This is a genomic window from Geodermatophilus ruber (assembly GCF_900114385.1).
GTDB classification, from domain to species: Bacteria; Actinomycetota; Actinomycetes; order Mycobacteriales; family Geodermatophilaceae; genus Geodermatophilus; species Geodermatophilus ruber.
Genome location: NZ_FOSW01000008.1, coordinates 19,947 through 45,637 on the forward strand (window position 1 = coordinate 19,947; position 25,691 = coordinate 45,637).

At 74.1% G+C, this 25,691-nt stretch carries 27 protein-coding genes and 1 riboswitch; of the genes, 17 read left to right on the forward strand and 10 right to left on the reverse strand.

Going from position 1 to position 25,691, the window contains the following annotated elements:
- The first annotated feature begins 32 nt into the window (after positions 1-32).
- Positions 33-1,397: a DUF2252 domain-containing protein gene (locus tag BMZ50_RS13675; RefSeq protein WP_245753643.1), complete on the forward strand. Its 1,365-nt coding sequence runs from the start codon at positions 33-35 to the stop codon at positions 1,395-1,397.
- A gap of 15 nt (positions 1,398-1,412) precedes the next feature.
- Here the strand turns inward: BMZ50_RS13675 and BMZ50_RS13680 are convergent, their stop codons facing one another.
- The 3 genes from BMZ50_RS13680 to BMZ50_RS13690 are packed head-to-tail and all read right to left on the reverse strand — an operon-like array spanning position 1,413 to position 5,330.
- Entirely contained in the window at positions 1,413-1,865 is a 453-nt protein-coding gene (locus tag BMZ50_RS13680; protein WP_245753644.1) for a GNAT family N-acetyltransferase, read from the reverse strand.
- A 14-nt stretch (positions 1,866-1,879) separates the two neighbouring features.
- Positions 1,880-3,865, reverse strand: a complete 1,986-nt coding sequence (locus tag BMZ50_RS13685) for a VWA domain-containing protein (RefSeq protein ID WP_091325504.1) — start codon at positions 3,863-3,865, stop codon at positions 1,880-1,882.
- Position 3,866: 1 nt separating this feature from the next.
- Positions 3,867-5,330, reverse strand: a complete 1,464-nt coding sequence (locus BMZ50_RS13690; RefSeq protein ID WP_245753645.1) for a sigma 54-interacting transcriptional regulator — start codon at positions 5,328-5,330, stop codon at positions 3,867-3,869.
- A 96-nt stretch (positions 5,331-5,426) separates the two neighbouring features.
- Between BMZ50_RS13690 and ilvA the strand changes: the two genes are divergently transcribed.
- The 4 genes from ilvA (at position 5,427) to BMZ50_RS13710 (ending at position 10,738) form a co-directional block, all read left to right on the forward strand.
- The gene (gene ilvA, locus BMZ50_RS13695; protein ID WP_245753646.1) at positions 5,427-6,650 is read left to right on the forward strand and encodes a threonine ammonia-lyase; all 1,224 of its coding nucleotides are present in this window, start codon (positions 5,427-5,429) and stop codon (positions 6,648-6,650) included.
- 124 nt (positions 6,651-6,774) lie between these two features.
- On the forward strand, positions 6,775-7,773 hold the full coding sequence (locus tag BMZ50_RS13700) for an ATP-binding cassette domain-containing protein (protein WP_091325511.1): 999 nt from the start codon (positions 6,775-6,777) through the stop codon (positions 7,771-7,773).
- Positions 7,770-8,576 carry an ABC transporter permease gene (locus BMZ50_RS13705; RefSeq protein ID WP_091325514.1) on the forward strand — a complete coding sequence of 269 codons (807 nt, stop codon included), beginning with the start codon at positions 7,770-7,772 and terminating at the stop codon, positions 8,574-8,576. The genes BMZ50_RS13700 and BMZ50_RS13705 overlap by 4 nt, the downstream gene beginning before the upstream one ends.
- Positions 8,577-8,632: 56 nt before the next feature.
- On the forward strand, positions 8,633-10,738 hold the full coding sequence (locus tag BMZ50_RS13710) for a M3 family metallopeptidase (RefSeq protein WP_091325516.1): 2,106 nt from the start codon (positions 8,633-8,635) through the stop codon (positions 10,736-10,738).
- Between the two features lie 13 nt (positions 10,739-10,751).
- Here the strand turns inward: BMZ50_RS13710 and BMZ50_RS13715 are convergent, their stop codons facing one another.
- Complete coding sequence (locus BMZ50_RS13715; RefSeq protein WP_245753647.1) at positions 10,752-11,084, reverse strand: RNHCP domain-containing protein; 333 nt, start codon at positions 11,082-11,084, stop codon at positions 10,752-10,754.
- Positions 11,085-11,092: 8 nt separating this feature from the next.
- Positions 11,093-11,596, reverse strand: a complete 504-nt coding sequence (gene greA / locus BMZ50_RS13720; protein WP_091325519.1) for a transcription elongation factor GreA — start codon at positions 11,594-11,596, stop codon at positions 11,093-11,095.
- A 216-nt stretch (positions 11,597-11,812) separates the two neighbouring features.
- Between greA and mca the strand changes: the two genes are divergently transcribed.
- Entirely contained in the window at positions 11,813-12,700 is an 888-nt protein-coding gene (mca, locus tag BMZ50_RS13725; protein ID WP_091325520.1) for a mycothiol conjugate amidase Mca, read from the forward strand.
- Positions 12,697-13,044, forward strand: coding sequence for a hypothetical protein (locus BMZ50_RS13730; RefSeq protein WP_091325521.1), 348 nt, complete (start codon positions 12,697-12,699; stop codon positions 13,042-13,044). Before mca ends, BMZ50_RS13730 begins: the two co-directional genes overlap by 4 nt.
- A gap of 24 nt (positions 13,045-13,068) precedes the next feature.
- Here BMZ50_RS13730 and BMZ50_RS13735 read toward each other — a convergent pair whose 3' ends face one another.
- Positions 13,069-13,617, reverse strand: a complete 549-nt coding sequence (locus BMZ50_RS13735) for an AMIN-like domain-containing (lipo)protein (protein WP_091325523.1) — start codon at positions 13,615-13,617, stop codon at positions 13,069-13,071.
- A gap of 276 nt (positions 13,618-13,893) precedes the next feature.
- On the opposite strand from BMZ50_RS13735, the gene BMZ50_RS13740 reads away from it, so the two are divergent.
- From BMZ50_RS13740 to BMZ50_RS13750, 3 genes are all read left to right on the forward strand, one after another.
- Positions 13,894-14,385: a phosphate-starvation-inducible PsiE family protein gene (locus BMZ50_RS13740; RefSeq protein WP_091325525.1), complete on the forward strand. Its 492-nt coding sequence runs from the start codon at positions 13,894-13,896 to the stop codon at positions 14,383-14,385.
- Positions 14,386-14,436: 51 nt separating this feature from the next.
- Entirely contained in the window at positions 14,437-14,844 is a 408-nt protein-coding gene (locus BMZ50_RS13745; protein ID WP_091325526.1) for a four-helix bundle copper-binding protein, read from the forward strand.
- Positions 14,845-14,975: 131 nt separating this feature from the next.
- Positions 14,976-15,070, forward strand: a riboswitch (Fluoride riboswitch).
- 221 nt (positions 15,071-15,291) lie between these two features.
- On the forward strand, positions 15,292-15,747 hold the full coding sequence (locus BMZ50_RS13750) for a DUF190 domain-containing protein (protein WP_091325932.1): 456 nt from the start codon (positions 15,292-15,294) through the stop codon (positions 15,745-15,747).
- A 22-nt stretch (positions 15,748-15,769) separates the two neighbouring features.
- On the opposite strand, the gene crcB is transcribed toward BMZ50_RS13750, so the two are convergent.
- From crcB to BMZ50_RS13765, 3 genes are read right to left on the reverse strand one after another with little or no spacing between them, the layout of a single operon-like run.
- Positions 15,770-16,135, reverse strand: coding sequence for a fluoride efflux transporter CrcB (gene crcB, locus BMZ50_RS13755; RefSeq protein ID WP_091325527.1), 366 nt, complete (start codon positions 16,133-16,135; stop codon positions 15,770-15,772).
- Complete coding sequence (locus tag BMZ50_RS13760) at positions 16,132-16,479, reverse strand: DUF190 domain-containing protein (RefSeq protein WP_091325528.1); 348 nt, start codon at positions 16,477-16,479, stop codon at positions 16,132-16,134. The genes crcB and BMZ50_RS13760 overlap by 4 nt, the downstream gene beginning before the upstream one ends.
- The gene (locus tag BMZ50_RS13765; RefSeq protein WP_091325530.1) at positions 16,476-16,982 is read right to left on the reverse strand and encodes a fluoride efflux transporter FluC; all 507 of its coding nucleotides are present in this window, start codon (positions 16,980-16,982) and stop codon (positions 16,476-16,478) included. Before BMZ50_RS13765 ends, BMZ50_RS13760 begins: the two co-directional genes overlap by 4 nt.
- Before the next feature lie 189 nt (positions 16,983-17,171).
- Between BMZ50_RS13765 and BMZ50_RS13770 the strand changes: the two genes are divergently transcribed.
- From BMZ50_RS13770 to BMZ50_RS13785, 4 genes are all read left to right on the forward strand, one after another.
- On the forward strand, positions 17,172-17,960 hold the full coding sequence (locus tag BMZ50_RS13770; protein ID WP_143087176.1) for a hypothetical protein: 789 nt from the start codon (positions 17,172-17,174) through the stop codon (positions 17,958-17,960).
- Between the two features lie 337 nt (positions 17,961-18,297).
- The gene (locus BMZ50_RS13775) at positions 18,298-20,307 is read left to right on the forward strand and encodes a thioredoxin domain-containing protein (RefSeq protein ID WP_091325534.1); all 2,010 of its coding nucleotides are present in this window, start codon (positions 18,298-18,300) and stop codon (positions 20,305-20,307) included.
- Positions 20,308-20,408: 101 nt separating this feature from the next.
- Entirely contained in the window at positions 20,409-20,966 is a 558-nt protein-coding gene (locus BMZ50_RS13780; protein WP_091325537.1) for a hypothetical protein, read from the forward strand.
- A gap of 123 nt (positions 20,967-21,089) precedes the next feature.
- A complete protein-coding gene (locus BMZ50_RS13785; RefSeq protein ID WP_091325542.1) occupies positions 21,090-22,361 on the forward strand; it encodes a geranylgeranyl reductase family protein in 1,272 nt (423 codons plus the stop codon).
- A gap of 45 nt (positions 22,362-22,406) precedes the next feature.
- On the opposite strand, the gene trhA is transcribed toward BMZ50_RS13785, so the two are convergent.
- Complete coding sequence (gene trhA / locus BMZ50_RS13790; RefSeq protein ID WP_177212778.1) at positions 22,407-23,219, reverse strand: PAQR family membrane homeostasis protein TrhA; 813 nt, start codon at positions 23,217-23,219, stop codon at positions 22,407-22,409.
- A gap of 133 nt (positions 23,220-23,352) precedes the next feature.
- Between trhA and BMZ50_RS13795 the strand changes: the two genes are divergently transcribed.
- The 3 genes from BMZ50_RS13795 to BMZ50_RS24205 are packed head-to-tail and all read left to right on the forward strand — an operon-like array spanning position 23,353 to position 25,544.
- Entirely contained in the window at positions 23,353-24,132 is a 780-nt protein-coding gene (locus tag BMZ50_RS13795) for an isoprenyl transferase (RefSeq protein ID WP_091325543.1), read from the forward strand.
- A 13-nt stretch (positions 24,133-24,145) separates the two neighbouring features.
- Complete coding sequence (locus BMZ50_RS13800; protein ID WP_091325544.1) at positions 24,146-25,363, forward strand: DUF885 domain-containing protein; 1,218 nt, start codon at positions 24,146-24,148, stop codon at positions 25,361-25,363.
- Between the two features lie 4 nt (positions 25,364-25,367).
- Entirely contained in the window at positions 25,368-25,544 is a 177-nt protein-coding gene (locus BMZ50_RS24205) for a hypothetical protein (protein WP_177212779.1), read from the forward strand.
- Positions 25,545-25,691 lie beyond the last annotated feature (147 nt).

The following is a 25,691-nucleotide window of genomic DNA, read 5'->3' on the forward strand; positions in this document are numbered from 1 at the left end:
CCCGCAGGTTAACCGCCCCCTACGGTGCCCCTGTGGGCGATTCCCCCGCACGGGTCACCGGCGGACCGGCGGACCGCGAACGGGCGCAGGTCATCATCGACGTACTGGTCGAGGCGTTCGCCGACCTCATGGCCGCAGACGCGGACGCGTTCCGCACCAAGTTCCGCAAGATGGCCGCCGACCCGTTCGCGTTCTACCGCGGGAGCGCCTGCCTGTTCTACGCCGACATGGCCCAGCTGGAGGACCGCTGGTGCGACGAGCGCACCAGCCGGGTGTGGATCCAGGGGGACCTGCACGCGGAGAACTTCGGCACCTACATGGACGGGGCCGGCCGCATCGTCTTCGACGTCAACGACTTCGACGAGGCCTACCTCGGGCACGTCAGCTGGGATCTGCGGCGCTTCGTAGCCAGTTTCGCCCTGCTCGCCTGGCGCAAGGCGTTCGGCGACGACGTCATCGCCGTCCTGCTCCGCCGCTACCTCGATGCCTACCTCGACCAGGTCACGGCGTTCACCCGGCTCGAGGACGACCGCTCGTTCGCGCTGGTCCGGGAGAACACCGAGGGCGCGGTGCGTGAGGTGATCCTGGAGACCAGCATGCGCACCCGCGGGATGCTGCTGGACCGGCTGACCGTCGTCGAGGACTACCGGCGGCGCTTCGCCGACCTCCCGCGCAACCGGCGGCTCCCCGAGGACGAGCGGGAGCGGGTGCTGGCCGCACTGGAGCGCTACCGCGAGACCGTCTTCCCCCCGCGCCGGCGCCGCGACGTGGCCTACGACGTCAAGGATGTCGTCGGCACCGGAGGCTTCGGGATCGGCAGTGCCGGGTTGCCCGCCTACAACGTGCTGCTCGAGGGCTACGACCAGGCGCTGGAGAACGACGTCATCCTCTCGCTCAAGCAGGGCAACGTCCCGGCGCCCAGCCGGATCGTGCGAGATCCGGCGATCCGGGGCTTCTTCGAGCACGAGGGGCACCGGACGGCGATGTCCCAGCGCGCCCTGCAGGCCAACGCCTCCCCGTTCCTCGGCTACACCGAGATCGACGGGGTGGGCTTCGTGGTGCAGGAACTCTCGCCCTACGAGCTGGACCTGGACTGGGAGGACCTGACCGAGCCCGAGGAGATCGGTCCGGTGCTGGTCCAGCTGGGCCGGGCGACGGCGAAGGTGCACTGCGTCGGGGACGCCGACAGCGACCACACCCTGGTGCCCTTCCAGACCGAGGAGGCGATCACGGCGATGATCGGCGGCCGGCGGGAGGAGTTCGTCGCCGATCTGGTCGACTTCGCGCACGGCTACGCCCGCCGCACGCAGGAGGACCACCGGCTCTTCGTCGACGCCTTCCGCGCCGGGGAGATCCCCGGGATCAGCTCGAGCGGCGCCCACCCGGCACGTCGCTGACCGCGACGGTCGCACTCAGCGCCCGCCCAGATCGGTGACCATCCCCCGGTGCCGGCCGATCCCCGGCTTGTCGTACGGGCCGGCGACCACGGTGAAGCCCATCCGCTCGTAGAAGCCGACGGCGGTCTCCCGGGCGTCGCACCACACCAGGTCCCCGCCGCGGGCGGCGACCCGCGCCAGCCCGTCGCGCACCAGCGCCCGGCCCGCACCGCTGCCGCGCACCGCCGGATCGGTGGCCATCCCGCGCAGCTGCCAGGGGGCGCGGGCCTCCGGCCGCCACGGGCAGGGCGCGGGTGAGAGCCGGGCGACGCAGGCGATCCGCCCGTCCGCGGTGCGGGCGGCCAGGTGCACCGTCGCCGGGTCGTCGTCCCCCGGCATGCCGGCCGGGCCGCCGTCGCGCAGCACGGCGCTGCGCAGCGGCAGGGTGAGCTCGACGGGGACCCGTTCGACGGTGACGGTGGAGGGCACGGGACCGGTCTGCGTCAGCGGGCGCGCCGTCCTCTCCGTGTGCGGAGGTAGTCGGCCACCACGTACTCACCGAGCCGCTCGCTGTCGGGGGTGAAGACCCGGCCGCCGGCCCGCTGGGTGATGTCGTGCACGAAGCGCACCAGCCCCGGCTCCGGGTCCAGGGCGAAGACGTTCATCGTCGCCCCCGACCGGGCCACCCGCTCCACCTCGGCGACCGTGCGGGCGATCGTCTCGGGCATCGGCGGCCAGCAGAAGAACGGCGTGCCGTCGTCCTCCAGGTGGGCGGTGGGCTCGCCGTCGGTGACCACCAGGACCACCGGTTCGGCGTCCCGGTGCCGGGCGAGGAACCGCCGGGCGAGGATCAGCCCGTGCTGCAGGTTGGTGCCCTGCAGGGTGTCCACCGACAGCTCGGCGAGGGTCTGCGGCCGCAGCACCTGGGCGACGGAGGAGAACCCGATGATCTGGATCGCGTCCTGCGGGAAGCGGGTGGTCACCAGCGAGTGCAGGGCCATCGCCGTCGACTTGGCCGCGCCCCAGGTGCCGCGCAGCGCCATCGAGTAGGAGAGGTCGACCAGCAGCGCGACCGCGGCGCCGCTGCGCCGCTCGGTCTCCACGACCTCGAAGTCGTCGACGGCGATCCGCACCCGCCGGTCGCCGTCCCCCCGGGGCTCGTGCGCGGTGCGCAGCACGGCGTTCTTCACCGTGCGGATGACGTCCAGCGGCTGCTCGTCGCCGAACCGCCACTCCCGCGACCCGCCGGTCAGCTCGCCCGCCGCGCCCGCGTCGGTCATGTCGTGGTCGCCCCGGCCGGTGGCGTCGAGCTGCGCGAACACCCGCCGCAGCGCGGTCGCCCCGAGCCGGCGGACCGCCTTGGGGGAGAGCTCCAGCCGGCCGTCGGAGCGGTTGAGGTAGCCCTGCCGCTCCAGCTCCCGCTCCAGCTGGCGCAGCGCGGCGAGGTCGTCGACGGCCGGCCGGCCCAGTGCCCGCTCGAGCAGCTCCTCGTCGACGTCGGCCAGCGACGCCCCGGCGTAGCCCTGGGAGAGCTGGTTGGACAGCGCCTCGAGCTCGGCGAGCTCGGCGACGGCGCTGGTCGCGTCGCCCAGGCCGAGGGCCCGCTCGCCGTCGGGCACCTGCCCGCGCTGCCCCCACGGCAGGTCGGGGCGGGCCTGGCGGAGTGCGTCCTGCAGGTGCGCCATCTCGCTGGCCAGGCCCATGTCGGCCATGGCCTGGGTCATGAGGTCGGCCAGCTCGGCTCGCTGCTCGGGGGAGAGGCCGGCCATCATCCGCTCCTGGGCGGCGGCCCGCCGGGCGAGGGAGTCGATCAGCTCGTCGATCGACTGCGGGTCGTCCGGGAAGAACTGGCCGTGCTTGTCCATGAACTCGGCGAACTGCTCGTCGGTGTCCTCGCCGCGGTTGTGCGCGTCGATGAGCTGCGAGAGGTCGGCCACCATGTCCTTGACCGCCTGCATGTCGGCCTCGGTGGCGTTCTCCAGCGCCTGCTTCATCGACGCGAAGGAGCTGTCGAGCACCTCGCGGCGCAGCAGGTCCTGGATCTGCTCGTAGGCCTGCCGGGCCTCGGCCGAGCGCCAGTCGTAGTCCTTGAGCGCCCGGACGGCGCCGGCGGTGTCCTCCGGCAGCGCGTCGAGCTCTGCCTCGGCCAGCCTCGCTGCGTCGTCCGGGTCGGGGAACAGCTCCCGGCGCTCGGCCTCCACGGCCTGCTCCAGCAGCTCGCGGACCTCCTGCAGCGTGCCGTCCATCCGCCCGGCGGTGCGCGCGTGCCGCAGCCGATCGCGCACCGATCGGCGCAGCTCGTCGAGGCCGCGCCGGCCGTCCATGCCCTGGCGCAGCAGCTCGCGCAGCGCCTCGCGCACGCCGCTGCCGCCGAGCACCGAATCGCCGATCTCGTCGACGGCGTCGCCCAGGTCGTAGGGCGGCGCCAGCGGGTCGGGTCCGCCCCGCCAGCGTCCGTACCGGTAGCCCTTCCCGGGCCGGCGGACCACGTCAGGCCCCGTACACCGTGCGGCCGCCGTCGGTGTCCTTGGCCAGCCGGCGGGTGAGGTAGAGCCCCTCGAGGGCGAACTCCACCGCGGCGGCGGCCTGCTCGGCCGACTGCTCGCCCTCCGGTACGCCGAGGCGGCCCAGCAGCTCGGCCAGCTTCGGGATCGTGCCCAGCTGACCCAGCAGCGCCGCGGCGGGCACCAGCTCGCCGGACTCGACGGTCTCCCCGCCGGTGAAGTGCTCCTGCAGCCCGGTGAGGTCCAGGCCGGCGCAGCGGGCGCGGAAGGTCTGCGCGGTCGCCTGGCGGAGCAGGTGCTCGAGGATCTCCAGCTCCCGCTCGTCGTCCGGGTCCGCGCCGGCGTCGGCGAACTCGACCTTGCCCCGGCTGGCCGGGACCACGCTGGGCAGGTCCACGACGCGGGCGACCGGCCGGGTCTCCCCGGCGACGGCGGCCCGGCGGACGGCGGAGGCGGCGATCGTCTCCAGCCCGGCGATGGCGAACCGGGCGCTGACGCCGGAGCGCTGGTCGACGTGGTTGGACTCGCGGACCAGCCGGGCGAAGCGGGCGACGATCTCGGCCAGGTGCTCGGGGATGATCGGGGCACCCAGGTGGCCGTCGCCCTGCGCGCCCAGCCAGCTGGTGTGCGCCTCCTGGTGCAGCAGCCGGATCTCGTCGGCCAGCTCGATCGGGTAGTGGGTGCGCACCTCGGCGCCGAAGCGGTCCTTGAGCGGGGTGATGATCCGGCCCCGGTTGGTGTAGTCCTCGGGGTTGGCGCTGGCCACCAGCAGCAGGTCCAGCGGCAGCCGCACCCGGTAGCCGCGGATCTGGATGTCGCGCTCCTCCAGCACGTTGAGCAGCGCCACCTGGATCCGCTCGGCCAGGTCGGGCAGCTCGTTGACGCTGAAGATGCCGCGGTTGGTGCGGGGCACCAGGCCGTAGTGCACCGTCTCCGGGTCGCCCAGGGTGCGCCCCGCGGCCACCTTGATCGGGTCGACGTCGCCGATCAGGTCGCCCACGGAGGTGTCGGGGGTGGCCAGCTTCTCCCCGAACCGGTCGCTGCGGTGCAGCCAGCCGACCGGGGTGGCGTCCCCGTGCTCGGCGATCTGCCGGTGCGCCCACACGCTGATCGGGTTGAGCGGGTGCTCGTTGAGCTCGCTGCCCGGGAGCACCGGGGTCCACTCGTCGAGCAGGCCGACGAGGGTGCGGATCAGCCGGGTCTTGCCCTGGCCGCGCTCGCCGAGAAGGACCAGGTCGTGGCCGGCGATCAGGGCCCGCTCGACCTCGGGCACGACGGTGTCCTCGAAGCCGACGATGCCGGGCAGGGTGGGCTCGCCGGCGCCGAGGCGGGCGAGCAGGTTGGCGCGGATCTCGGCCTTGACCGGCCGGAAGGTGGCCCCGCTGTCGCGGAGCTCGCCCAGGGTCGTGGGGGCGGGGGGAGCGGAGGCACTGCTGCCGGGGTCCGTCACCTCAGCCACGGTACGACGCCCGTGCCGCTGCGGGCACCCGTCGGCGCCTCATCCCACGCCCGGCGTCCGGTGCCCCGGGCTGGGATGATCGCCGGCATGACGGCGTCGGAGATTGCCCTGGTCTCCGGGGCGGACGTCGCCGCCGCGGCCGCGCTGCTGGACGGCGTGGTCCGGCGCACCCCGCTGGAGCACGCCCGCGCACTGGCCGAGCGGGTCGGCGGCCCGGTCTGGCTCAAGTGCGAGAATCTGCAGCGCACCGGCTCGTTCAAGATCCGCGGCGCGTACACCCGGCTGGCCCGGCTGACCCCCGAGGAGCGGGCGCGCGGCGTCGTCGCGGCCAGCGCCGGCAACCACGCGCAGGGGGTGGCGCTGGCCGCCCGGATGCTCGGCATCCGCGCGACGGTGTTCATGCCCGAGACGGCGCCCCTGCCCAAGGTCGAGGCCACCCGCGGCTACGGCGCCGACACCCGGCTGTGCGGGCACTCGCTGACCGAGGCGATGACCGCGGCCCTCGAGCACGCCGAGCGGACCGGTGCGGTGTTCATCCACCCCTTCGACCACCCGGACGTCATCGCCGGGCAGGGCACCGTCGGCCTGGAACTGCTCGAGCAGTGCCCCGACGTCGCCACGGTGGTGGTGGGCGCCGGCGGTGGAGGGCTGGTCTCCGGGATCGCCGCGGCGGTGCGGGGGCGGCGTCCGGACGTGCGGATCGTGGCCGTGCAGGCGGAGGGCGCCGCCGCGTTCCCCGGGTCGCTGGCCGCGGGGCGCCCGGTGGCCCTGGACGGGATGGCCACGATGGCCGACGGCATCGCCGTCGGCGCGCCGGGTGAGCTCACGCTCGCGCACGTCCGCTCGCTGGTCGACGAGGTGCGGACGGTCAGCGAGGAGGACCTCTCGCGCGCCCTGCTGCTCTGCCTCGAGCGGGTCAAGCTGGTCGTGGAGCCGGCCGGGGCCGCGGCCGTCGCCGCGGTGATGGCCGACCCCGACGCGTTCCCGCCGCCGGTGGTCGCAGTGGTCTCCGGCGGCAACATCGACCCGGTGCTGCTGCTCAAGGTCGTGCAGCACGGCATGGCCGCCGCGGGGCGCTACCTGCGCCTGCGGCTGCACGTCCCCGACCGGCCCGGCTCGCTGGCCGCGCTCCTGACCGCGCTCGCCGACGCCGGGGCCAACGTGCTCGAGGTCGGGCACGAGCGGACGGCGACGCGCCTGCATCTCGGCGAGGTCGAGGTCTTCGTCGTCCTGGAGACCCGGGGGCCCGAGCACGCCGAGGAAGTCCTCGCGGCGCTGCAGCGGGCGGGCTACGCGGTCACGCAGGAGTAGACCGATGAATTCCGCCGGGTCCCTCCGTCCTGTCTGACATGACTCTGCAGCTCCGTCCGAGACCGGTCCGCCCGTCGGGAAAACCAGTCGGAAACCGTCGGTGCTCCGGCCTAGCGTCCTGGGCATGAGCGACGCGATCGTTGTCGAGGGGTTGGTCAAGCGCTACGGCGGGACCACCGCGCTCGACGGGGTGGACCTGACGGCGGCCGAGGGGTCCGTGCTCGGGCTGCTCGGCCCCAACGGGGCGGGGAAGACCACCGTGGTCCGCATCCTCACCACGCTGCTGAAGGCCGACGCCGGCCGCGCGGAGGTGCTGGGGCTCGACGTCGTCCGCGACGGCGACGCGGTGCGCGCCTCGATCGGGCTGACCGGGCAGTACGCCGCGGTCGACGAGTACCTCACCGGGGTCGAGAACCTGGAGATGGTGGGCCGGCTGTACCGGCTGGGCCGCCGGCAAGCGCGGGCGAGGGCCGGCGAGCTGCTGGAGCGGTTCGACCTCGCCGGCGCCGCCGACCGCCCGGCCAAGACCTACTCCGGCGGCATGCGGCGGCGGCTGGACATCGCCGCCTCGCTGATCGCCCGGCCCCGGGTGCTGTTCCTCGACGAGCCGACCACCGGCCTCGACCCGCGCAGCCGGCTGGGCATGTGGGAGTTCATCGCCGATCTCGCCGACGGCGGGACGACGATCCTGCTCACCACCCAGTACCTGGAGGAGGCCGACCGGCTGGCCGACCGGATGGTGGTCATCGACCACGGGCAGGTCATCGCCCGCGGGACGGCCGACGAGCTGAAGGCCCAGGTCGGCGGCCAGCGGCTGGAGTTCACGGTGACGACGGCGGCGGTGCTGCCCGACATCGCGGCGCGGCTGCGCGGCCTGGCGGTCGACGAGCCGCAGGTCGACGAGCAGGCGCGCCGGCTCACCCTCCCGGTGAGCGGCGGTGCGGAGATCCTGGCCGAGGCACTGCAGCGGCTGGACGGGTACACCGCGGAGATCTTCGACGTGGGCCTGCGCCGCCCCGACCTCGACGACGTCTTCCTCGCGCTCACCGGGCACGCAGCGGAAGCAGCCGCCACCGACGACGACCCGCGGACCGAGCCGGCCGTGACAGGAGGTGTCCGATGAGCAGCCTCGCCGCGACGCTGTCCGACAGCGCCGTCATCACCAAGCGCAACCTGATCAAGGTCAAGCGCGTCCCCGACCTGATCGTGTTCGCGACGCTGTCGCCGATCATGTTCGTGCTGCTGTTCCGCTATGTGTTCGGCGGTTCCATCCAGGTCCCCGGTGACATCAGCTATGCCGAGTTCCTGCTGCCGGGCATCTTCGCGCAGACGGTGGTCTTCGGATCGACGGTCACCGGTGCGAGCATCGCCGAGGACCTGCAGAAGGGGCTGATCGACCGGTTCCGGTCGCTGCCCATGTCGCGGTCGGCGGTGCTCATCGGGCGCACGATCGCCGATGCCGGGCTGAACATCATCTCGATCGCGGTCATGGCGCTCACCGGGCTGGCCGTGGGATGGCGCATCCACACCTCGGTCGGCGAGGCGGTCGGCGGCTTCCTGATCCTGCTGCTGTTCGCGTTCGCGATCTCCTGGCTGATGGCGCTGGTCGGGTTGCTGGTGCGTACGCCGGAGGTGGTCAACAACGCCAGCTTCATCGTGATCTTCCCGCTGACGTTCGTCGCGAACACCTTCGTGCCGCTCGAGACGTTCCCGTCGGTGCTGCGGACCTTCGCCGAGTGGAACCCCGTGTCGTCGGTCGTGCAGTCGGCCCGCGAGCTGTTCGGCAACACCGTCCCGGGCGCTCCGACCTCGGACGCCTGGTCACTGCAGCACCCGGTGCTCTACACGCTGCTGTGGGTGGTGATCATCCTGGCCGTCTTCGTCCCGCTGTCGGTCCGTGCCTACCGGGGCACGGCCAGCCGCTGAGCAGCTGGTGGCCGGGCGGTCCGGCAGGACCGCCCGGCCAGGACCAGGATGGGCTGGTGAGCGCCGTCGAGACCACCCCCGTGTCCCCGGACAACCCGCTGCTGGAGCCGTCGGCCCTGCCGTACGGCCTGCCCCCGTTCGCGGCCATCACCCTGGAGCACTGCCGCGAGGCGATGCTGGCCGGCATGGCCGAGCAGCGGGCCGAGGTCGCCGCCGTCGTGGGCTCGGCGGAGCCGCCGACGTTCGAGAACACCGTGGTCGCCCTGGAACGGTCGGGGCGGCTGCTGCGGCGGGCCGGAGCGGTCTTCCACAACCTGGCCTCGTCGACGTCGTCGGCCCGGTTGCGGGAGATCGAGCGGGAGCTGGCGCCCCTGGAGGCGGCGCACTCGGATGCGCTGCGGCTGGACCCGGCGCTGTTCGCCCGCATCCAGGCCGTCCACGCCACCCGGCACGAGGCCGGGCTGGACGCCGAGGCGCTGCGGCTGGTGGAGCGCTACCACCTCGACTTCGTCCTCTCCGGCGCCGGGCTCGACGACGCCGGCCGGGCCCGCCTGTCCGAGCTCAACCAGGAGCTCTCCGAGCTCTCGACCACCTTCGGGCAGAACCTGCAGGTGGCGACCGAGGCCGCAGCGGTGCAGGTGACCGACGCCGCCGAGCTCGACGGGCTCAGCGACGAGGAGGTCGCCGCCGCGGCCCGCGCCGCCGCCGACCGGGGGGTGGAGGGCTACCTGCTCCCCCTGTCGCTGCCGACCGGGCAGCCGGCGCTGGCCAAGCTGCGCAACCGCGACCTGCGCCGCCGGGTGTTCGAGGCCTCGGTGGCCCGCGCGTCCGACGGCGCGTACGACAACCGGCCGGTGGCGCTGCGGATCGCCCGGCTGCGGGCCGAGCGGGCGCGGTTGCTCGGCTTCGCCACCCACGCCGACCTCGTGCTGGCCGATCAGACGGCGGGCAGCACCGAGGCGGTCGACGCGATGCTCGCCTCGATGGTCGGGCCGTCGCGGGACAACGCACGGGCCGAGGCCGCCGCGCTGAGCGAGGCCGCGGCCCGCGACGGCGTCGCCGAGCTCGCCGCCTGGGACTGGGCCTTCTACAGCGAGCGGGTGCGCGCCGAGCGCTACGCCATCGACACCGCCGCGCTGCGCCCCTGGTTCGAACTCGACCGGGTGCTGGTCGACGGCGTCTTCCGCGCCGCCGAGCTGCTCTACGGCTACCGGTTCACCCCGCGGCCGGAGCTGGCCGGCTACCACCCCGACGTCCGGGTCTGGGAGGTCACCGACGCCGACGGGCACGCCGTCGGCCTGTACCTCGGCGACTACTTCGCCCGTGAGGGCAAGCGCGGCGGGGCGTGGATGAGCTCGTTCGTGACGCAGTCGAGGCTGCTGGGCACCCGGCCGGTGGTCGTCAACAACCTCAACATCACGCGCGCCGCCGACGGGCAGCCGACGCTGCTGACCCTCGACGAGGTGAACACCCTCTTCCACGAGTTCGGCCACACGCTGCACGGGCTCAGCTCCGCCGTCACCTACCCGCGGTTCGCCGGCACCAGCGTGCCGCGGGACTTCGTGGAGTTCCCCAGCCAGGTCAACGAGATGTGGGCGCTGTGGCCCGAGGTGCTCGCCCACTACGCCCGGCACGTCGACACCGACGAGCCGCTGCCGGCGTCCGTCGTCGAGGCGATCGACGCGGCCCGGCTCTGGGGGGAGGGCTTCTCGACCCTGGAGTACCTGGCGGCCACGCTGCTCGACCAGGCCTGGCACCGGATCACGCCGGAGACCGAGATCGGTGACCCGGTCGAGTTCGAGCGGGCCGCGCTCGTGGCCGCCGGGGTCGCCGACGACCTCGTCCCGCCGCGCTACCGGACGACGTACTTCCAGCACGTCTTCGCGGGCGGCTACGCGGCCGGGTACTACTCCTACATCTGGTCGGAGGTGCTCGACGCCGACACCGTGGAGTGGTTCCGGGAGAACGGCGGCCTGCGCCGCGAGAACGGGGAGGTCTTCCGGTCGCGGCTGCTGGCGGTGGGCGGTTCGGTCGACCCGCTGGAGGCGTTCCGCGCCGTCCGCGGCCGCGATGCCGACCCGACCCCGCTGCTGCGCCGCCGCGGGCTCCTCGCTCCGCACCCCGCCGGCATGGACCGCGGCGAGGGCAAGGACCCGAGCTGAGCCGGCCCCGCTGTCAGAGCCAGGGCAGGCCGAGGACGACGTCCAGGTCGTCGGGGGCGTCGCCCTCGCGGACCAGCCGGTTGGGCTGGCGGTGGCCGCACGCCGTGCAGCGGTGGACCACCTGCCAGCCCTTGCCGGACTTCTCCACGAGGCCGATCGGCTCCATCGGCGCCCGGCACTCGCTGGCGCGGTCGCCGGGCAGCTCGTCGACGTGCAGCGACCACAGGCAGACGGGGCAGTGGTTGCGGTAGTGCCCGTCGGTGTTGGCCGGCACCGCCACCCGGCAGTGCACGCACTCGAAACCGGTGTTCTCCGCCCGCCGCGAGCGGACGCCGCCGCCGCGCACGTCCGCCGTCAGGGGACGAAGGGCTCGACCGCGACGACCTCGACGGTCATGTCGCGGCCGTTGGGCGCCTGGTAGGTGACCGTCGTGCCCGGCGCGGCGCCCATGATCGCCGACCCGAGGGCCGACTCGGGGGAGTAGACCTGCAGGCCGGTGGTGCCGGCGATCTCCCGGGAGCCGAGGAGGAACTTCTCGGTCTCCTCGTCCCCCTGGAACCGGATCGTGATCACGGTGCCGGTGGCCGCGTGCGTCGCCGTCGTCGGGGCGTCGCCGACCCGCGCCTTGCGCAGCAGGTCCTCCAGCTGCCGGATGCGGGCCTCCTGCTTGCCCTGCTCGTCCTTGGCCGCGTGGTAGCCGCCGTTCTCGCGGAGGTCGCCCTCCTCGCGGCGGGCGTTGATCTCGGCGGCCATGGCTGGGCGGCCCGCCACCAGCTGGTCGAGCTCGGCCTTCAGCCGGTCGTGGGCCTCCTGGGTCAGCCAGACGCCCTGTTCCTGCTCGTCAGTGGGGGTGGACACGGCATTGCTCCTGAAAAAGTAGGTGGCCGCCCCCCGTCCTGGGGAACGGCCGCTGTCTATCCGGTCAAGTTAACACCGCCGGAGGCCGTCGTGCCCGCACGTTTCCGGGCGCGGGATGCGGAACGCTAGCGGATCGGAGCGTGACGCGCGCCACCTTCACCCCTCCGGGTTCCCGCGGCGCGGCGAGCCGGGGCTCCGCCGAGGGACAATGGCCGGGTGACCGAAGCAGACCCGTTGCGCCTGCTCGCCGTGCACGCCCATCCCGACGACGAGTCGAGCAAGGGCGCCGCGACGATGGCCAGGTACGTCGCGGAAGGCGTCCGCGTGATGGTGGCGACCTGCACGGGAGGTGAGCGGGGCTCGGTGCTCAACCCGGCGCTGGACCGACCCGACGTCTGGGAACGCCTCCCGCAGATCCGGGTCGAGGAGATGGCCCGGGCGCGCGAGATCCTCGGGGTCGAGCAGGAGTTCCTCGGCTTCGTCGACTCCGGCCTGCCCGAGGGCGACCCGCTGCCGCCGCTGCCCGAGGGCTGCTTCGCGCTCGTGCCGACCGAGGAGGCCGCGGCCCCGCTGGTGGAGCTCATCCGCCGGTTCAAGCCGCACGTCATCACGACCTACGACGAGCGCGGGGGCTATCCGCACCCCGACCACATCAAGACCCACGAGATCTCGGTGCACGCGTTCGAGGCCGCCGGTGATCCCGACCGCTACCCGGAGCTGGGCGAGCCCTGGCAGCCGAGCAAGCTCTACTACCACATGAGCTTCACGCTGCCCCGGACGCGGGCGCTGCACGAGGCGATCCTGGCCTCCGGCGCGGAGTCCCCGTACACCGAGTGGCTGGAGAACTGGGACCCGGACCGGGACATGTCCCACCGGGTCACCACGAGAGTGCACTGCGCCGAGTACTTCGCCGTCCGCGATGCCGCGCTCATCGCCCACGCGACGCAGATCGACCCCGACGGGCGCTGGTTCGCCTGCCCGCTGGAGGTGCAGCAGCAGGTGTGGCCGACCGAGGACTACGAACTGGCCCGGTCGGTCGTCGACTCCCCGGTGCCGGAGGACGACCTGTTCGCCGGCGTGCGCAGTGAGGTGACCGTCCGATGACCACCGCTGTCGCCGGCGTGCTGGCAGCCACCAACGAGCAGCTCCCCGAGGACGTGGGCAAGGCCGGACCGCTCGGTCTGCTGCTCATCGTGCTGCTGCTGATCGCCACGGCCCTGCTGGTGAAGTCCATGTCGCGGCACCTCAAGCGGCTGCCGCGCAGCTTCGACCCGGAGGACGACGACCCCCGGGTCGTCGTCCCCGATTCCCCCGCGGACCTGGTCGAGCGGCGGCCGGAACCGGGCCAGGAGCTGCTCGACACGCTCCGCCGGGCCCCGCGGGCGATCGAGCCCCCACGGAACCGCGACGGTGACGGCAGGCCGGACGCCCCCGCTTCCGGGAGCTGACCGGCCGGCCGTCGCCGGCTGTGCCTACCAGCGGTGCGCGACGTCGAGCACGAGTCGCGCGCCCGGGCCCTCGCCGAGGACGAACGCCCGGAACGGCAGCCGCGCCCGGACGCCCACTCCGAGAACGGTCTCGCCCTCGAAGGAGCCACCCCAGGCCACCTGGCGCAGGGTCGGGAACCCGGACACGGTGACGATCTCGCGGGACGGCCGGGGGAACGTCTGCCCGTGCGCCCAGACGTCGACGGCGAGGTACGCGCCGCCGCGCAGCGGGATCGCCCGCTCGCCGGAGACGTCCCGGACCGACGAGGCGTAGCGCACCGACCAGGAGTCGAAGGCCGAGACGTTCCCGAGGTCGAGCACCAGGCGGTCGAAGCAGGCGTGCCGCCCGGCCCGCACGCCGGTCAGCGTGGCCGGGGTGAGCGGCTCCCCGCCGCCGGACCGGGCGACCGATCCCCAGGGGGTGCTGCACGAGGAGCTCGGAGCCGCCCATGCGGGGGCGCCCACCCCCAGGGCGGCCACCCCCAGGACGGCTGCGGTCATGAGGACGAGGAGTCGGGACAGGATCCGGTTCATGGCGGACCTCCTTGGTGAGCGGTGTCCGGCAGGATCCGCCGACACGCTGGGCCGGAACCAGGGGCGTCGACATACGGAACCGACGAAAGATCCACCCCCCGGCGGCAAGAGCTGACGACGCCCTCGGCGCGTCTCCATGAATTCAACGGCAGGCCGTGCTATGCGTGACCCCTTCGGGGGATGCTCCGCCGGAGTCGGCCCGTGACGGTGCAGGATCGCTGCGTGAGCTCGCAGCAACGAGTCAGTACTCAGCGACCCGGGGACCCCGAGGCGCGCGTGCCGCCGCCCGGATTCGGGCGGGTCGGCACGCGAGTGCTGGAGGTCGCCGAGAACGTCATCTACGCCGGCATCGCGCTGCTGCTGGTCGTCGCGGCGGTCGTCCTGCTGGTCGTCGCCGGGCGGACGCTGTGGTCGGCCCTCGGCGACCTCTCCCAGGCGCCGATGCTCGAGCTGCTCGACGTCCTGCTGCTCGTCTTCATCGTCGTCGAACTGCTCTTCGCGGTCCGGACGACGGTGGAGAAGCGGGAGCTGGTCGCCGAGCCGTTCCTGATCATCGGGATCATCGCGTCGATCAAGGAGATCGTCGTCCTCTCGGTCGAGGCCGCCGGCGTGGTCGGCGGCGGGGCGGAGTTCACCGACCGCATCGTGGAGATCGCCGTCCTCGGGGGTCTGGTCCTCCTGCTGGGGCTGACCTCCTGGCTGCTGCGACGCAAGGAGCGGGAGCCCGACGAGGGGGAGGGCGCCCCCGCCCGGACGCCCGCGCCGTGACGCCCCGGGGACGGGAGTGATCGCGCAGGGAGTCCTGGGTACGAGGAGGACATGACCCTCGTCGACCGGATGCTCGACACGTACCCGAAGGACCTCGGCGGGGTGGACCGGGAGCGGCTGCGCACCTGCATCGAGGCGTGCGTCGCCTGTGCCCAGGCCTGCACCGCGTGCGCCGACGCCTGCCTGGGCGAGGACGCCGTCGCCGACCTGCGGACGTGCATCCGCACCTGCGCGGACTGCGCCGACGTCTGCGACGCCACCGGGCGGGTGGTGTCCCGGCACACCGGCTACGACGCCAACCTCACCCGCGCGGTGCTCGCGGCCTGCGCCACCGCCTGCAGGGCCTGCGCCGACGAGTGCGAGCGCCACGCGTCGATGCACGAGCACTGCCGGGTGTGCGCCGAGGCCTGCCGCCGCTGCGAGCAGGCCTGCCGCGACCTCCTCGCCGGACCCGGGTGACGCGAGCCGAGGGGTGCAGCAGGCGTCGCGCCGCTGATGCTCCGTCCTGTGCCTGGGAAGCCGTCACGGCCGCCGGGGACGCGATCCGTCGACGTCAACCGCCTTGACCGCGCTCGCCGAGAGGCGTCCAATGAGGACACGGTGATGGATCTCGCCGGGATCTTCGCGGCCTACCGTGGCGCGGGGATCCGAACCGCCCCACCGGGCTGATGGACCCTACCGACTGGGTCCCCGGCGTCCGGGAGGTGGCGATGAGACTCCCCGAAGCAGAGGGTCGGCGGCGTCGCCCGCCGCGCGGGCAGCTGCACCCGACTTCTTCCGATCGGGCTCGGAGCGCGCTGCTGTCGGCATGTGGCGCCGCGCCAGCCGTGGTTCTCCGGCGGGCGGACTCGCCTGCGCCGGTAGCGGGCCGGGGGACCGGCTCCAGTGGGAAGGGCCGTGATCGGCATGTGGCTGGACGGAGCCGCGCGACGGCTGACCATCTTCGTCGACGAGGGCGGCAAGGCCCCGCACTCGATGAAGCCGCTCTACACCGAGGTCGTGCACCGAGCCCACGAGGCCGGGCTGGCCGGCGCGAGCGTCTTCCACGGGATCGAGGGCTACGGCGCGTCGAGACACGTCCACCTGAACAGGGTCCTGTCCTGGTCAGCGGACCTGCCGGTGGCGATCGTGATCGTCGACGTCCCCGAGAAGATCGACGGCTTCCTCCCAGTGGTGAAGAGCCTGGTCACCGACGGGCTGGTCACCATCGACGACCTGCGGGCCATCCACCGTGCCCATCCGCGGGGGGCGTCCTCGCCGGAGGAGGAGCCCGACGCCGAACGGCACCGCGGGGTGCTGCACCGGCTGACCCACCTGGGCGCTCTGACCCACGCCGGTGGGCCGGCGGACCATGCCCCGTAGGCCGGCGGCTCACCGGCGGTGCTCAGGTGAGCCCGGTGCCCAGGGTCCAGCCCAGGCCGACGGCGCCGAACCCACCGAGCAGGCTCGCGATCACGTAGGCGGCCGCGTAGAACCAGGCCCGGTCCTCCAGCAGCCGCAGGATCTCGTAGCTGAACGTCGAGTAGGTCGTGAGCGCCCCGCAGAAGCCGATGTCGACCGCCGCGGCGACCGCCGGCACCAGGTGGGCACCGAGCGCGGTGAACAGGCCGAGCACGAACGAGCCGACCAGGTTGACCGTCAGGGTGCCCCACGGGAAGACGCTGTCGTGCCAGCCCTGCACCGCCCGGTCGGTGAGGTAGCGGGCCGGGGCGCCGATCGCCGCGCCGAGCGCCACCCACAGCACCGTCATGCCCGTTTTTCCTGCCCGGCGTGGTGCACGACCTGCACGTCCTCGAGCAGCACCAGCCCCTCGCCGACCAGCTCCTCCAGTTGCGGCAGGAACGCGCCGATGCGCTGGGCGGTGTCGACGATGACGACGGTCACCGGGAGGTCCTCGGCCAGGTCCAGCAGCCGGGTCGTGTGCACCTGGCCGCTGGCGCCGAAGCCCTCGATGCCGCGGAAGACGCTGGCGCCGATCAGTCCGGCGGTGTGTGCGCGGTGCACGATCTCCGTGTAGAGCGGCCGGTGGCCGACGGTGTCGGACTCGCCGACGATGACCGTCAGCCGCTGCGCCGGCCCCTGCAGCGTGGTCATGCGCGCTCGCTCCGGCGGGCTCGCCGGCGTGGCCACACCACCGCGGCGGCCCTGGTCAGCGCCATCCCGACGAAGGTGGCGGCGACGGCGGCGGTCACGGTTCCGGCCAGGTAGCCCAGCGCCGCCCCCGGATGCCCGGTCACCGCCAGCTGCTGCACGTCGACCATCGCCGTGGAGAAGGTGGTGTAGCCGCCCAGCACTCCGACCCCGAGGAAGGGGCGGACGAGGCGGTGCGGGCTGGTCAGCTCGGTGATGACCACCATGAGGATGCCGATGAGGAAGCAGCCGCTGACGTTGATCAGCCACGTCGCCCACGGCCACTGTCCCGGCTCGTGGGGCAGCAGCACGCCCAGCCCGTAGCGGGCCTCGGCGCCGACCACCCCGCCGGCGGCGATCGCGGTCAGCACCGCCGGATCCCAGCCAGGTGGGCGGCGCCGCGCGGGGGCGGGCGCCGCGGCGTCGGGGCTGACCGGGTCGGCGGGGGCCCGGTGCTGGGCGGTCATCGGCTACCTCTCCGGGCACGAGGTAGAGGACGGCGGCGACCGCGTCACGGAGGACGACGGCCCGTCGCCTCAGCGCCCAGCCTACCGCCGGGCGCCACCACGGCCGCCGATCGACGCTCCCCGCGGCCACGAGGAGCGCACACTGGATCGTGCAGTCCTGCGTGGACGGACGCTGCACTGGAGGCGGTCATGCGCCGCGCTGAACGTGTGGTCCTCATGCCGATCCTGGCGCGTGGCGCTCACGTGCATCCCCGCGACGGGGGCTGCTTCGCCGAGGTCGCCGCCGCCCTGACCACCCACTGCTGGACCGACCACCCGGCGTGCATCCCGCCGGTGCTGGCCCAGCTGGCTCGCGGCGTCAACGACCGCACCAGCGCCGAAGCCCGCACCGCCCTTGCGCCGCTGATCCCGTGGGCGATCAACGGGCCGCGGCCGACGACCGACCTGACCGCCGATGCTGCGGTGATCTCGCTGTTGACGGGCCAGATCCCCGCTGAGGTGCTCCGGGCTCCTGTCCCGGAGCCGCTGCTGAGGCGGCTGGACCGCCGGCCCCGGCCACGGCACGTCCTGGATCGTGCGGGCTGGCGACGCGCTGCCCGCCGTCTCGTCCGCGCCCAGCTGCGCGCCGTCACCGCCACCCTCGACGGCCCGGACCGGGATGCACGCCTGCGCGCGCTGCTCGTCGGGGCGATCGACGCCACGCGCGCCGCGGTCGGACTCGGCCCACTGCCTGAGCCGGGTGCTCCTCCGGAGGCGGGAGAGCAGCTGGTCCCCGTCATCGCCGACCTGGCCTCCGTCGACGAGGTCCTCGAACTGCGCGTCGACCCGGTGCTGGAGGACTGGCCCGACTGGCTGCGCGATCCCTGGAGCCGCCGTCTCTCGGAGATGGAGGCCCGCACTGCTCCGGACGGCGAGGAACGGCCGGATGGCCCCGCCGCCGTGGCCGCGGTAGCGGGCGTCGGGCACGGAGGCGGGTGATCCGCCACGGTCGCTGGCCGCCGGGGCGCAGCCGGGCCGGCCGGGACCCGGTAGCCCTTCGTGCGGCCCGCCCCGGAGCGGGCGATGACCTCCGTCGCCGGCAGGAAGGTGTACGCAGGATCCGTGGGGTAGCGGCTGTGCGTCATGGCGCGGACGGTGGGGAGCCGAACCGGCACGGCAACCGACTTTCCCCGGAAGGGGTGGCACGGAGCGGCACGGACCGGCCCGCCCGCCAACTCGTGGGTCGAACTCATGGGTAGAGCGGGCGCCTCGTCGGACGCTGGACCTGTTCTGGGCCCGGCGCCCATGGCCGGCCGAAGCCTGTGAGGAGGACGTGGTGGCCAACCGCCTGACGAGCGCAACCAGCCCCTATCTGCTGCAGCACGCGGACAACCCGGTCGATTGGCGGGAGTGGGGGGAGGAGGCCTTCGCCGAGGCACGCGAGCGCGATCTCCCGGTGCTGGTCTCCGTCGGCTACGCCGCCTGCCACTGGTGCCACGTGATGGCCCACGAGTCCTTCGAGGACGCGGCGACGGCGGCCCAGATGAACGAGAACTTCGTCTGCGTGAAGGTCGACCGCGAGGAGCGGCCGGACGTCGACAGCGTCTACATGACCGCCACCCAGGCACTCACCGGCCAGGGCGGCTGGCCGATGACGGTGTTCACCACGCCCGACGGGAAGCCGTTCTACTGCGGCACGTACTTCCCGCCGCGCCCCGCGCAGGGCCTGCCCGCCTTCCGCCAGGTGCTCGCCGCCGTCACCGACGCCTGGCGCACGCGGCGGGAGGAGCTGGAGTCGGCGAGCAGCCGCATCGTCGAGGGCATCTCCGCGCGGCTGGACCTCGGTGCTCCCACGCCGCTCTCGGCCGAGGTGCTCGACGCCGCGGTCGCGGCGCTGGCCGGCAGCTACGACGAGCGGTCCGGCGGGTTCGGCGGGGCGCCCAAGTTCCCGCCGTCGATGCTGCTGGAGTTCCTCCTCCGCGCGCACGCCCGCAACGGCGACGCCGAGGCGCTGCGGATGGCCCGCGGCACGCTCGAGGCGATGGCGCGGGGCGGCATCTACGACCAGCTCGCCGGCGGCTTCGCCCGCTACGCCGTCGACGCGCACTGGGTGGTGCCGCACTTCGAGAAGATGCTCTACGACAACGCCCTGCTGCTGCGTGTCGTCCTGCACCTGTGGCGGACCACCGGCGAGGAGTGGGCCGGCCGGATCGCCGACGAGACGGCGGAATTCCTGGTCCGCGACCTGGGCACGCCTGAGGGCGGCTTTGCCTCTGCGCTCGACGCCGACACCGAGGGCGTCGAGGGACTCACCTACGTGTGGACGCCGGCCCAGCTGGTCGAGGTGCTGGGGGAGGACGACGGCGCCTGGGCCGCCGCGGTGTTCGCCGTGACCGAGCACGGCACGTTCGAGCACGGGACCTCCACGCTGCAGCTGCTGCGCGACCCGGACGACGCCGAGCGGTTCGCATCGGTGCGGGAGCGGCTGGCCGCCGCGCGCGCCCGCCGCCCGCAGCCGGCCCGTGACGACAAGGTGGTGACCGCCTGGAACGGGCTGGCGATCGCCGCGCTCGCCGAGCACGGGGTCCTGACCGGCACCGAGGCGTCGGTGGCCGCCGCCCGCCGGGCCGCGGAGCTGATCGCCTCGGTGCACTGGGTGGACGGCCGGCTGCGCCGGGCGTCGCGGGACGGCGTCGCCGGTGCCCCGGCCGGGGTGCTGGAGGACTACGGCGACCTGGCCGAGGGGCTGCTGGCCCTGCACCAGGCGACCGGCGAGGGGCGGTGGCTGCAGCTCTCCGGGGCGCTGCTGGACGTCGTCGCCGAACAGTTCGTCGACTCCGCCGATGACCCGCCCACCTGGCACGACACCGCTGCGGACGCCGAGGCGCTCGTGCACCGGCCCTTCGACCCCACCGACGGGCCGACGCCGGCGGGTATCGCGGCCGCCGCCGGGGCCGCCGTCACCTACGCCGCCCTGGCCGGTTCCCCGCGGCACCGCGAGCAGGCAGCGGCGGCGGTCGGCTCGCTGGCGAAGCTGGTCGCGCAGGCGCCGCGCGCGGCTGGCTGGGCAGCGGCCGTCGGTGAGGCGCTGCTGGCCGGCCCGCTGGAGATCGCCGTCAGCGGACCGGCCGGCCCGGAGCGCGACGCGCTCGCCACCACCGCCCGCGCCGCGACCAGCCCGGGCGCGGTGGTCGTGGCCGGCGAGCCGGACGCGCCGGGTTTGCCGCTGCTGGCCGGCCGGCCGCTGGTCGACGGCCGGCCGGCGGCCTACGTCTGCCGGGGGTTCGTCTGCTCGGCCCCGGTCACCGAGGAAACCGCGCTCCGGGCGGCCCTCGGCCCTTCCTGACCGCGCCGCGCAGGCTTACCGTGTAAGCGTGTAATCACACGCGCGAGGAGGCCGTCGTGCACGGACACCACCATCGTTTCTCCGACTCACCCTTCCCCGGCATGCGCGGGTTCCGCGGTCGCGGTGGCCGCGGGCGGGGCCCCGAGGCGCCGCCACCGGTCGAGCGGGCCGAGGTCGCCGGCTGGTTCGCCGGCCGGCTGCCCGACGACTGGTTCACCGGCCCCCCGGAGCTGCTCATCGACCGCGACGAGATCACCGTCGTCGGCACGCTGCCCGAGCCCGCGGCCGGGGAGGGCGACCCGGCCGCCGCCTGCGCCGGGCGGATCGCCCGCTTCCGCGAGGAGACCCGCGAGCAGCGCATGGCGATCGCCGATGCCGCGCAGGCCCGCTACGGCCGCTCGGTCGCCTGGGGTGCGGCCTGCGGTGGCCAGCGGGAGGTGTTCACCAACCTCTCGGTGCCGGTGATGACCCGGCTGCGCCAGCCCGAGCGGCTGGTCCTGGACACCTTGGTCGACGCCGGGGTGGCCCGCTCCCGCTCCGAGGCGCTGGTCTGGGCCGTCCGGCTGGTGGGGGAGCACGCCGAGGGCTGGCTCGGTGAGCTGCGCGAGGCCATGGCCGCGGTCGAGGAGGTGCGCGGGCGGGGGCCCCAGGTGAGCTGAGCACGTCGCGTCCTCCGGATCGCACCCCGGTCAGGAGCCGTCCCCGGGTCGCGGGGAGCCGCCTCGTCGCTCCTGCGCGGAACCCTCCGGGTCCCACTCGGCACGACAGGACAGACTGAGGGCGTGACTGCCGGTGCCGCCCTCCCGACCGCGACCGACGTCCTCGTCATCGGCTCCGGGCCGGCCGGGGCGGCCGCAGCCGCCTGGGCGGCCCGGAGCGGGCACGACGTGGTGCTCGCCGACGCCGCGGTGTTCCCCCGCGACAAGGCCTGCGGTGACGGGCTGACCCCGCGCGCCGTCGCCGAGCTCGACCTGCTCGGCCTCGGCGACTGGGTGCGCGGCCACGCCCGTAACCGCGGGCTGCGCGCCGCCGGGTTCGGTCAGGTCTGGGAGCTGCCCTGGCCCGGCGGGCAGTTCCCCGACCACGGCAGCGCGGTGGCCCGCACCGAGCTGGACGCCCGGATCCGCGAGCTGGCGCTCGCCGACGGCGCGACCCCGCTCGAGGGCGCCCGCGCGGTCGACGTCGAGCGGGACGGCGACCGGGTGACCGGCGTGGTGTTCGAGGTCGGCGACCGGACGCTCACCGTCGGCTGCCGCCGGCTGATCGTCGCCGACGGGGTGCGCTCCCCGCTGGGCCGGGTGCTCGGCCGCGAGTGGCACCGGGACACCGTCTACGGAGTGGCCGTCCGCGGCTACGTGCGCTCGGGCCGGGCCGACGACGAGTGGATCTCCTCGCACCTGGAGCTGCGCGGCACGGAGGGGCGGCTGCTCTCCGGCTACGGCTGGGTCTTCCCGCTCGGCGCGGCGGCCGGGCGGGTGAACATCGGCGTCGGAACCCTGGCGACCGCGCGCCGTCCGGCCGGGGTGCAGCTCAAGGCGCTCCTGGAGTTCTATGCCGACGCCCGCCGGGCCGAGGGGCAGCTGGACGGCCCGGTGGAGGCGCCGTCGTCGGCGCTGCTGCCGATGGGCGGTGCGGTGTCCAACGTCGCCGGGCGCAACTGGGCGCTGATCGGGGACGCCGCGGGCTGCGTGAACCCGCTCAACGGGGAGGGCATCGACTACGGCCTGCAGACCGGGCGCTCCGTCGTCGACCTGCTGGGGGAGGACGACTGGTCGACGGCGTGGCCCGCGACCCTGCGCCGGCACCACGGGACGGCGTTCTCCATCGCCCGCCGGCTGGCCGGGCTGCTCACCGTGCCCCGCTTCCTCCCCGCCGCCGGGCCGGTCGGCATGCGGTCGCGGGCGCTCATGACCGTGGCGCTTCGGGTGATGGGCAACCTGGTCACCGAGGAGGACCGGGACGTCGTCGCGCGCGCCTGGCGGGCGGCCGGTCGGCTCTCGATGCGGCTCGACGACCGCCCGCCCTTCCCGGCGGCCGACCTGCGCACGGCGTGACCCCTGGCCCTGAGGAGCCGCGGTGTCGGCCGGTAGGCCGACCGGTCACACGAAGGGCGAGTTGTACATCGCGAAGTAGACGGCGATGTAGTGGCAGATCGCGGCCACGACCGTCATCCCGTGGAAGACCTCGTGGTACCCGAACGTGCCCGGCCAGGGGTTGGGCCGCTTGAGCCCGTACGCCACCCCGCCGGCCGTGTAGAGCACGCCGCCGACGGCGAGCAGGACCAGCGAGGCCACGCCGGCGATGTGCAGGATGTCGGTGAGGACGAAGACTGCGACCCAGCCCAGCCCGATGTAGAGCGGCACCCCTACCCAGCGTGGCGCGGTCGGCCAGGTGAGCTTGAGTGAGACCCCGGCCAGGGCGCCGGCCCACACGGCGGCGAGGACGACGTAGCCGGTCGGCTGGTCGACGGCCAGCAGCGCGAACGGCGTGTAGGTCCCGGCGATGAACAGGAAGATCATCGAGTGGTCGAGCCGCTTCATGATCTTCCAACCGCGGGGTGACCAGCGGCGCCGGTGGTAGAGCGCGCTGATGCCGAAGAGCCCGCAGATGGTCAGGCAGTACACGGTGACGGAGTAGCCGGCCCGGGCACCGAGCGCCGAGCCGAGCGGGATGAGCACGGCCCCGGCGACGATCGCGCCGAAGAAGGAGAACAGGTGCAGCCAGCCGCGCAGCCGCGGCCGGGTGTCGGGGTGTTCCCAGTCGGAATCGGCGAAGTCCGCGGCGGTCCAGGTCTGCTCGACCCGCTCGCCCTCCTCGACGACGGCGGACATCGCCTCTGCCCGGCCGGCCTCGATCTCGGCGCTGTCCGCCTCGATCCGCACGGGTTCACGGCCATCGGGGAGGGCGCTCATGGGCAGAGGTTACGCAGCCGTAGGTTGCGGTGCAGCGCGGTCCCGCACTGAGGTCGCCGGCAGCGGCCGGCGTCTTCGCGCAGCTCGCCGCGGGGTGCGCGGCGCCGTGGCAGTGGGGCCTAGGGTGGCCCTCGTGGGGGTACGCCAGTGGGTCCGTGACGCCCTCACCGTCGTCTACGAACGGCGGCTGGCCCGGGCCCTGGTGGGTGCCGAGACCCCCTGCCACGTCGGGGTGATCGTCGACGGCAACCGCCGGTGGGCCCGCGCCACCGGGCTGGAGGACCCGAACGCCGGCCACCGCCGCGGCGCGGACAAGATCGCCACCTTCCTCGGCTGGTGCGACGAGGCCGGGGTGGAGGTGGTCACGCTCTTCCTGCTGTCCACCGACAACCTGTCGCGGCCCGAGCCCGAGCTGACCCCGCTGCTGCGGATCATCGAGGGCGTGGCCCAGGACCTCGCCGCGCCCGACCGCCGCTGGCAGCTGCGTCCCGTGGGCGCGCTCGAGCTGCTGCCCGCCGAGACCGCCGCCGTCCTCAAACAGGCCGAGGAGGCCACCCGCGACCGGCCCGGCGCCACCGTCAACCTCGCCGTCGGCTACGGCGGGCGGCGGGAGATCGCCGACGCCGTCCGGTCGCTGCTGGCCGAGCACGCCGAGCGTGGGACGACGATGGACGAGCTGGTCGATGTGCTCGACGTCGAGCTCATCGCCGAGCACCTCTACACCCGCGGCCAGCCCGATCCCGACCTGGTCATCCGCACCAGCGGCGAGCAGCGGCTCTCGGGCTTCCTCACCTGGCAGACCGCCCACTCGGAGTTCTACTTCACCGACGTGTACTGGCCCGACTTCCGCCGGGTCGACTTCCTGCGGGCGCTGCGCAACTACGCCGCCCGGCAGCGGCGCTTCGGCAGCTGAGAGACTCGCCGCCATGGCAGCCGGCGCGGTCGACGTCCCCCTGGAGTACGTGCGCCTGGGGCTGCGGTTCGACCGGCTGGAGTCCGGCATCGTCGACGCCTACACCGGGGACAAGCGGATCCGGGCCGAGGTGGAGAACGAGCCGGTGCCGGCTCCGCAGACCCTGCGCGACCAGGCCCGGGCGCTGCTGCGCGAGCTGGATGCAGCCGACCTGCCCGCCGACCGCGCCGCCTTCCTCCGCGGCCAGCTCACCGCGCTGGAGTGCAGCGGGCGGAAGATGAGCGGCGAGCCGGTGGGGTTCCTCGACGAGGTGTCCAGCTACTTCCAGGTCGAGCTCACGCTGGGGGACCCGGCCGACTACGCCGCCGCCCACGCCGAGCTGGACGCGCTGCTGCCCGGTGGCGGTCCGCTGGCCGAGCGGTACGCCGCATACCGGCGTCGCGAGGAGTGCCCGCCGCAGCGGCTGGCCGAGGCGGTGCACGCCCTCTCCAGCGCGCTGCGCGACCGGGTGCGCGCCGAGTACGGGCTGCCCGAGGCGGAGACCGTCCACTACGAGGTGGTCACCGACCAGCCGTGGTCGGGCTTCAACTACTACGAGGGCGATTACCGCTCGCGGGTCGCCATCAACGCCGACCTGCCGCACCGGCTGGGCCAGCTGCCGCACCTGGTCGCGCACGAGGCCTATCCCGGGCACCACACCGAGCACTGCCGCAAGGAGCAGGGGCTGGTCGAGCGCGCCTCCCGCCTGGAGCACACCGTGTTCCTGGTGAACACCCCCGAGTGCCTGATGGCCGAGGGGCTGGCCGACCTGGGCATCCCGGCCTCGGTCGGCGCGGGCTGGGGTCCGTGGGCCGCCGAGGTGCTGGGCGACCTCGGCCTTCGCCTCGACGGCCACCTGGCCGAGCGGATCGCGGTGGCGACCGCCCCGCTCAACCGGGTCCGGCAGGATGCCGCGGTCCTGCTGCACGACCGCCGGGCCGACGCCGATGAGGTGGTCGCCTACCTGCAGCGGTGGTCGCTGGTCCGCGCCGATCGAGCGCGGCAGCAGCTGCGGTTCCTCACCCACCCGCTGTGGCGGGCCTACATCACCACCTACGTGGAGGGCTTCGACCTGCTCTCCCGGTGGCTCGACGCGCGGCCGGCGACGCAGCCGGTCGCCGACCGGTTCGTGCGGCTGCTCGACGAGCCGCTCACGCCGGCCGCCGTGGCCACCGAGCTGCGGGCCGCCTGACCGGATGGCACGGCGCGATCCGGAGGAGGCCCGCGACCTCGGTCTGTGGACCGCGGGCTGGCTGGCCGTGCTCCTGGTCGGCGGGCTGTGGTGGGTGGGCGACCTCGCGCTGCAGTGGCCGGTGCTGCTCGTACCGCTGATCTGGACGCTGGTCGCCCTGCGCCCGCGGCGGCGCCTCTGAGGTGGCTGGTGCGGATGGTGCCCCGATAGGGGGACACGCCGTCGGTCGGTCACCTACCTGTCACCGGACGGGCCTACCGTCCGCGGTGGACGACGAGCTCTCCTCGCCGTCCACGGGAGGCCCGGTGGGTACGACTGCGTTCGTCGA

Excerpts from the sequence above, each read along its gene's own strand:
- BMZ50_RS13735 (WP_091325523.1), bottom strand. The coding sequence starts at position 13,617 with ATGAACCGGATCCTGTCCCGACTCCTCGTCCTCATGACCGCAGCCGTC.
- BMZ50_RS13745 (WP_091325526.1), top strand. The coding sequence starts at position 14,437 with ATGACCCTCGTCGACCGGATGCTCGACACGTACCCGAAGGACCTCGGC.
- ilvA (WP_245753646.1), top strand. The coding sequence starts at position 5,427 with ATGACGGCGTCGGAGATTGCCCTGGTCTCCGGGGCGGACGTCGCCGCC.
- crcB (WP_091325527.1), bottom strand. The coding sequence starts at position 16,135 with ATGACGGTGCTGTGGGTGGCGCTCGGCGCGGCGATCGGCGCCCCGGCC.
- BMZ50_RS13800 (WP_091325544.1), top strand. The coding sequence starts at position 24,146 with ATGGCAGCCGGCGCGGTCGACGTCCCCCTGGAGTACGTGCGCCTGGGG.
- BMZ50_RS13765 (WP_091325530.1), bottom strand. The coding sequence starts at position 16,982 with ATGACCGCCCAGCACCGGGCCCCCGCCGACCCGGTCAGCCCCGACGCC.
- BMZ50_RS13760 (WP_091325528.1), bottom strand. The coding sequence starts at position 16,479 with ATGACCACGCTGCAGGGGCCGGCGCAGCGGCTGACGGTCATCGTCGGC.
- BMZ50_RS13705 (WP_091325514.1), top strand. The coding sequence starts at position 7,770 with ATGAGCAGCCTCGCCGCGACGCTGTCCGACAGCGCCGTCATCACCAAG.
- BMZ50_RS13780 (WP_091325537.1), top strand. The coding sequence starts at position 20,409 with ATGCGCGGGTTCCGCGGTCGCGGTGGCCGCGGGCGGGGCCCCGAGGCG.
- BMZ50_RS13750 (WP_091325932.1), top strand. The coding sequence starts at position 15,292 with ATGTGGCTGGACGGAGCCGCGCGACGGCTGACCATCTTCGTCGACGAG.
- BMZ50_RS13700 (WP_091325511.1), top strand. The coding sequence starts at position 6,775 with ATGAGCGACGCGATCGTTGTCGAGGGGTTGGTCAAGCGCTACGGCGGG.
- BMZ50_RS13730 (WP_091325521.1), top strand. The coding sequence starts at position 12,697 with ATGACCACCGCTGTCGCCGGCGTGCTGGCAGCCACCAACGAGCAGCTC.
- trhA (WP_177212778.1), bottom strand. The coding sequence starts at position 23,219 with ATGAGCGCCCTCCCCGATGGCCGTGAACCCGTGCGGATCGAGGCGGAC.
- BMZ50_RS13770 (WP_143087176.1), top strand. The coding sequence starts at position 17,172 with ATGCGCCGCGCTGAACGTGTGGTCCTCATGCCGATCCTGGCGCGTGGC.
- BMZ50_RS24205 (WP_177212779.1), top strand. The coding sequence starts at position 25,368 with ATGGCACGGCGCGATCCGGAGGAGGCCCGCGACCTCGGTCTGTGGACC.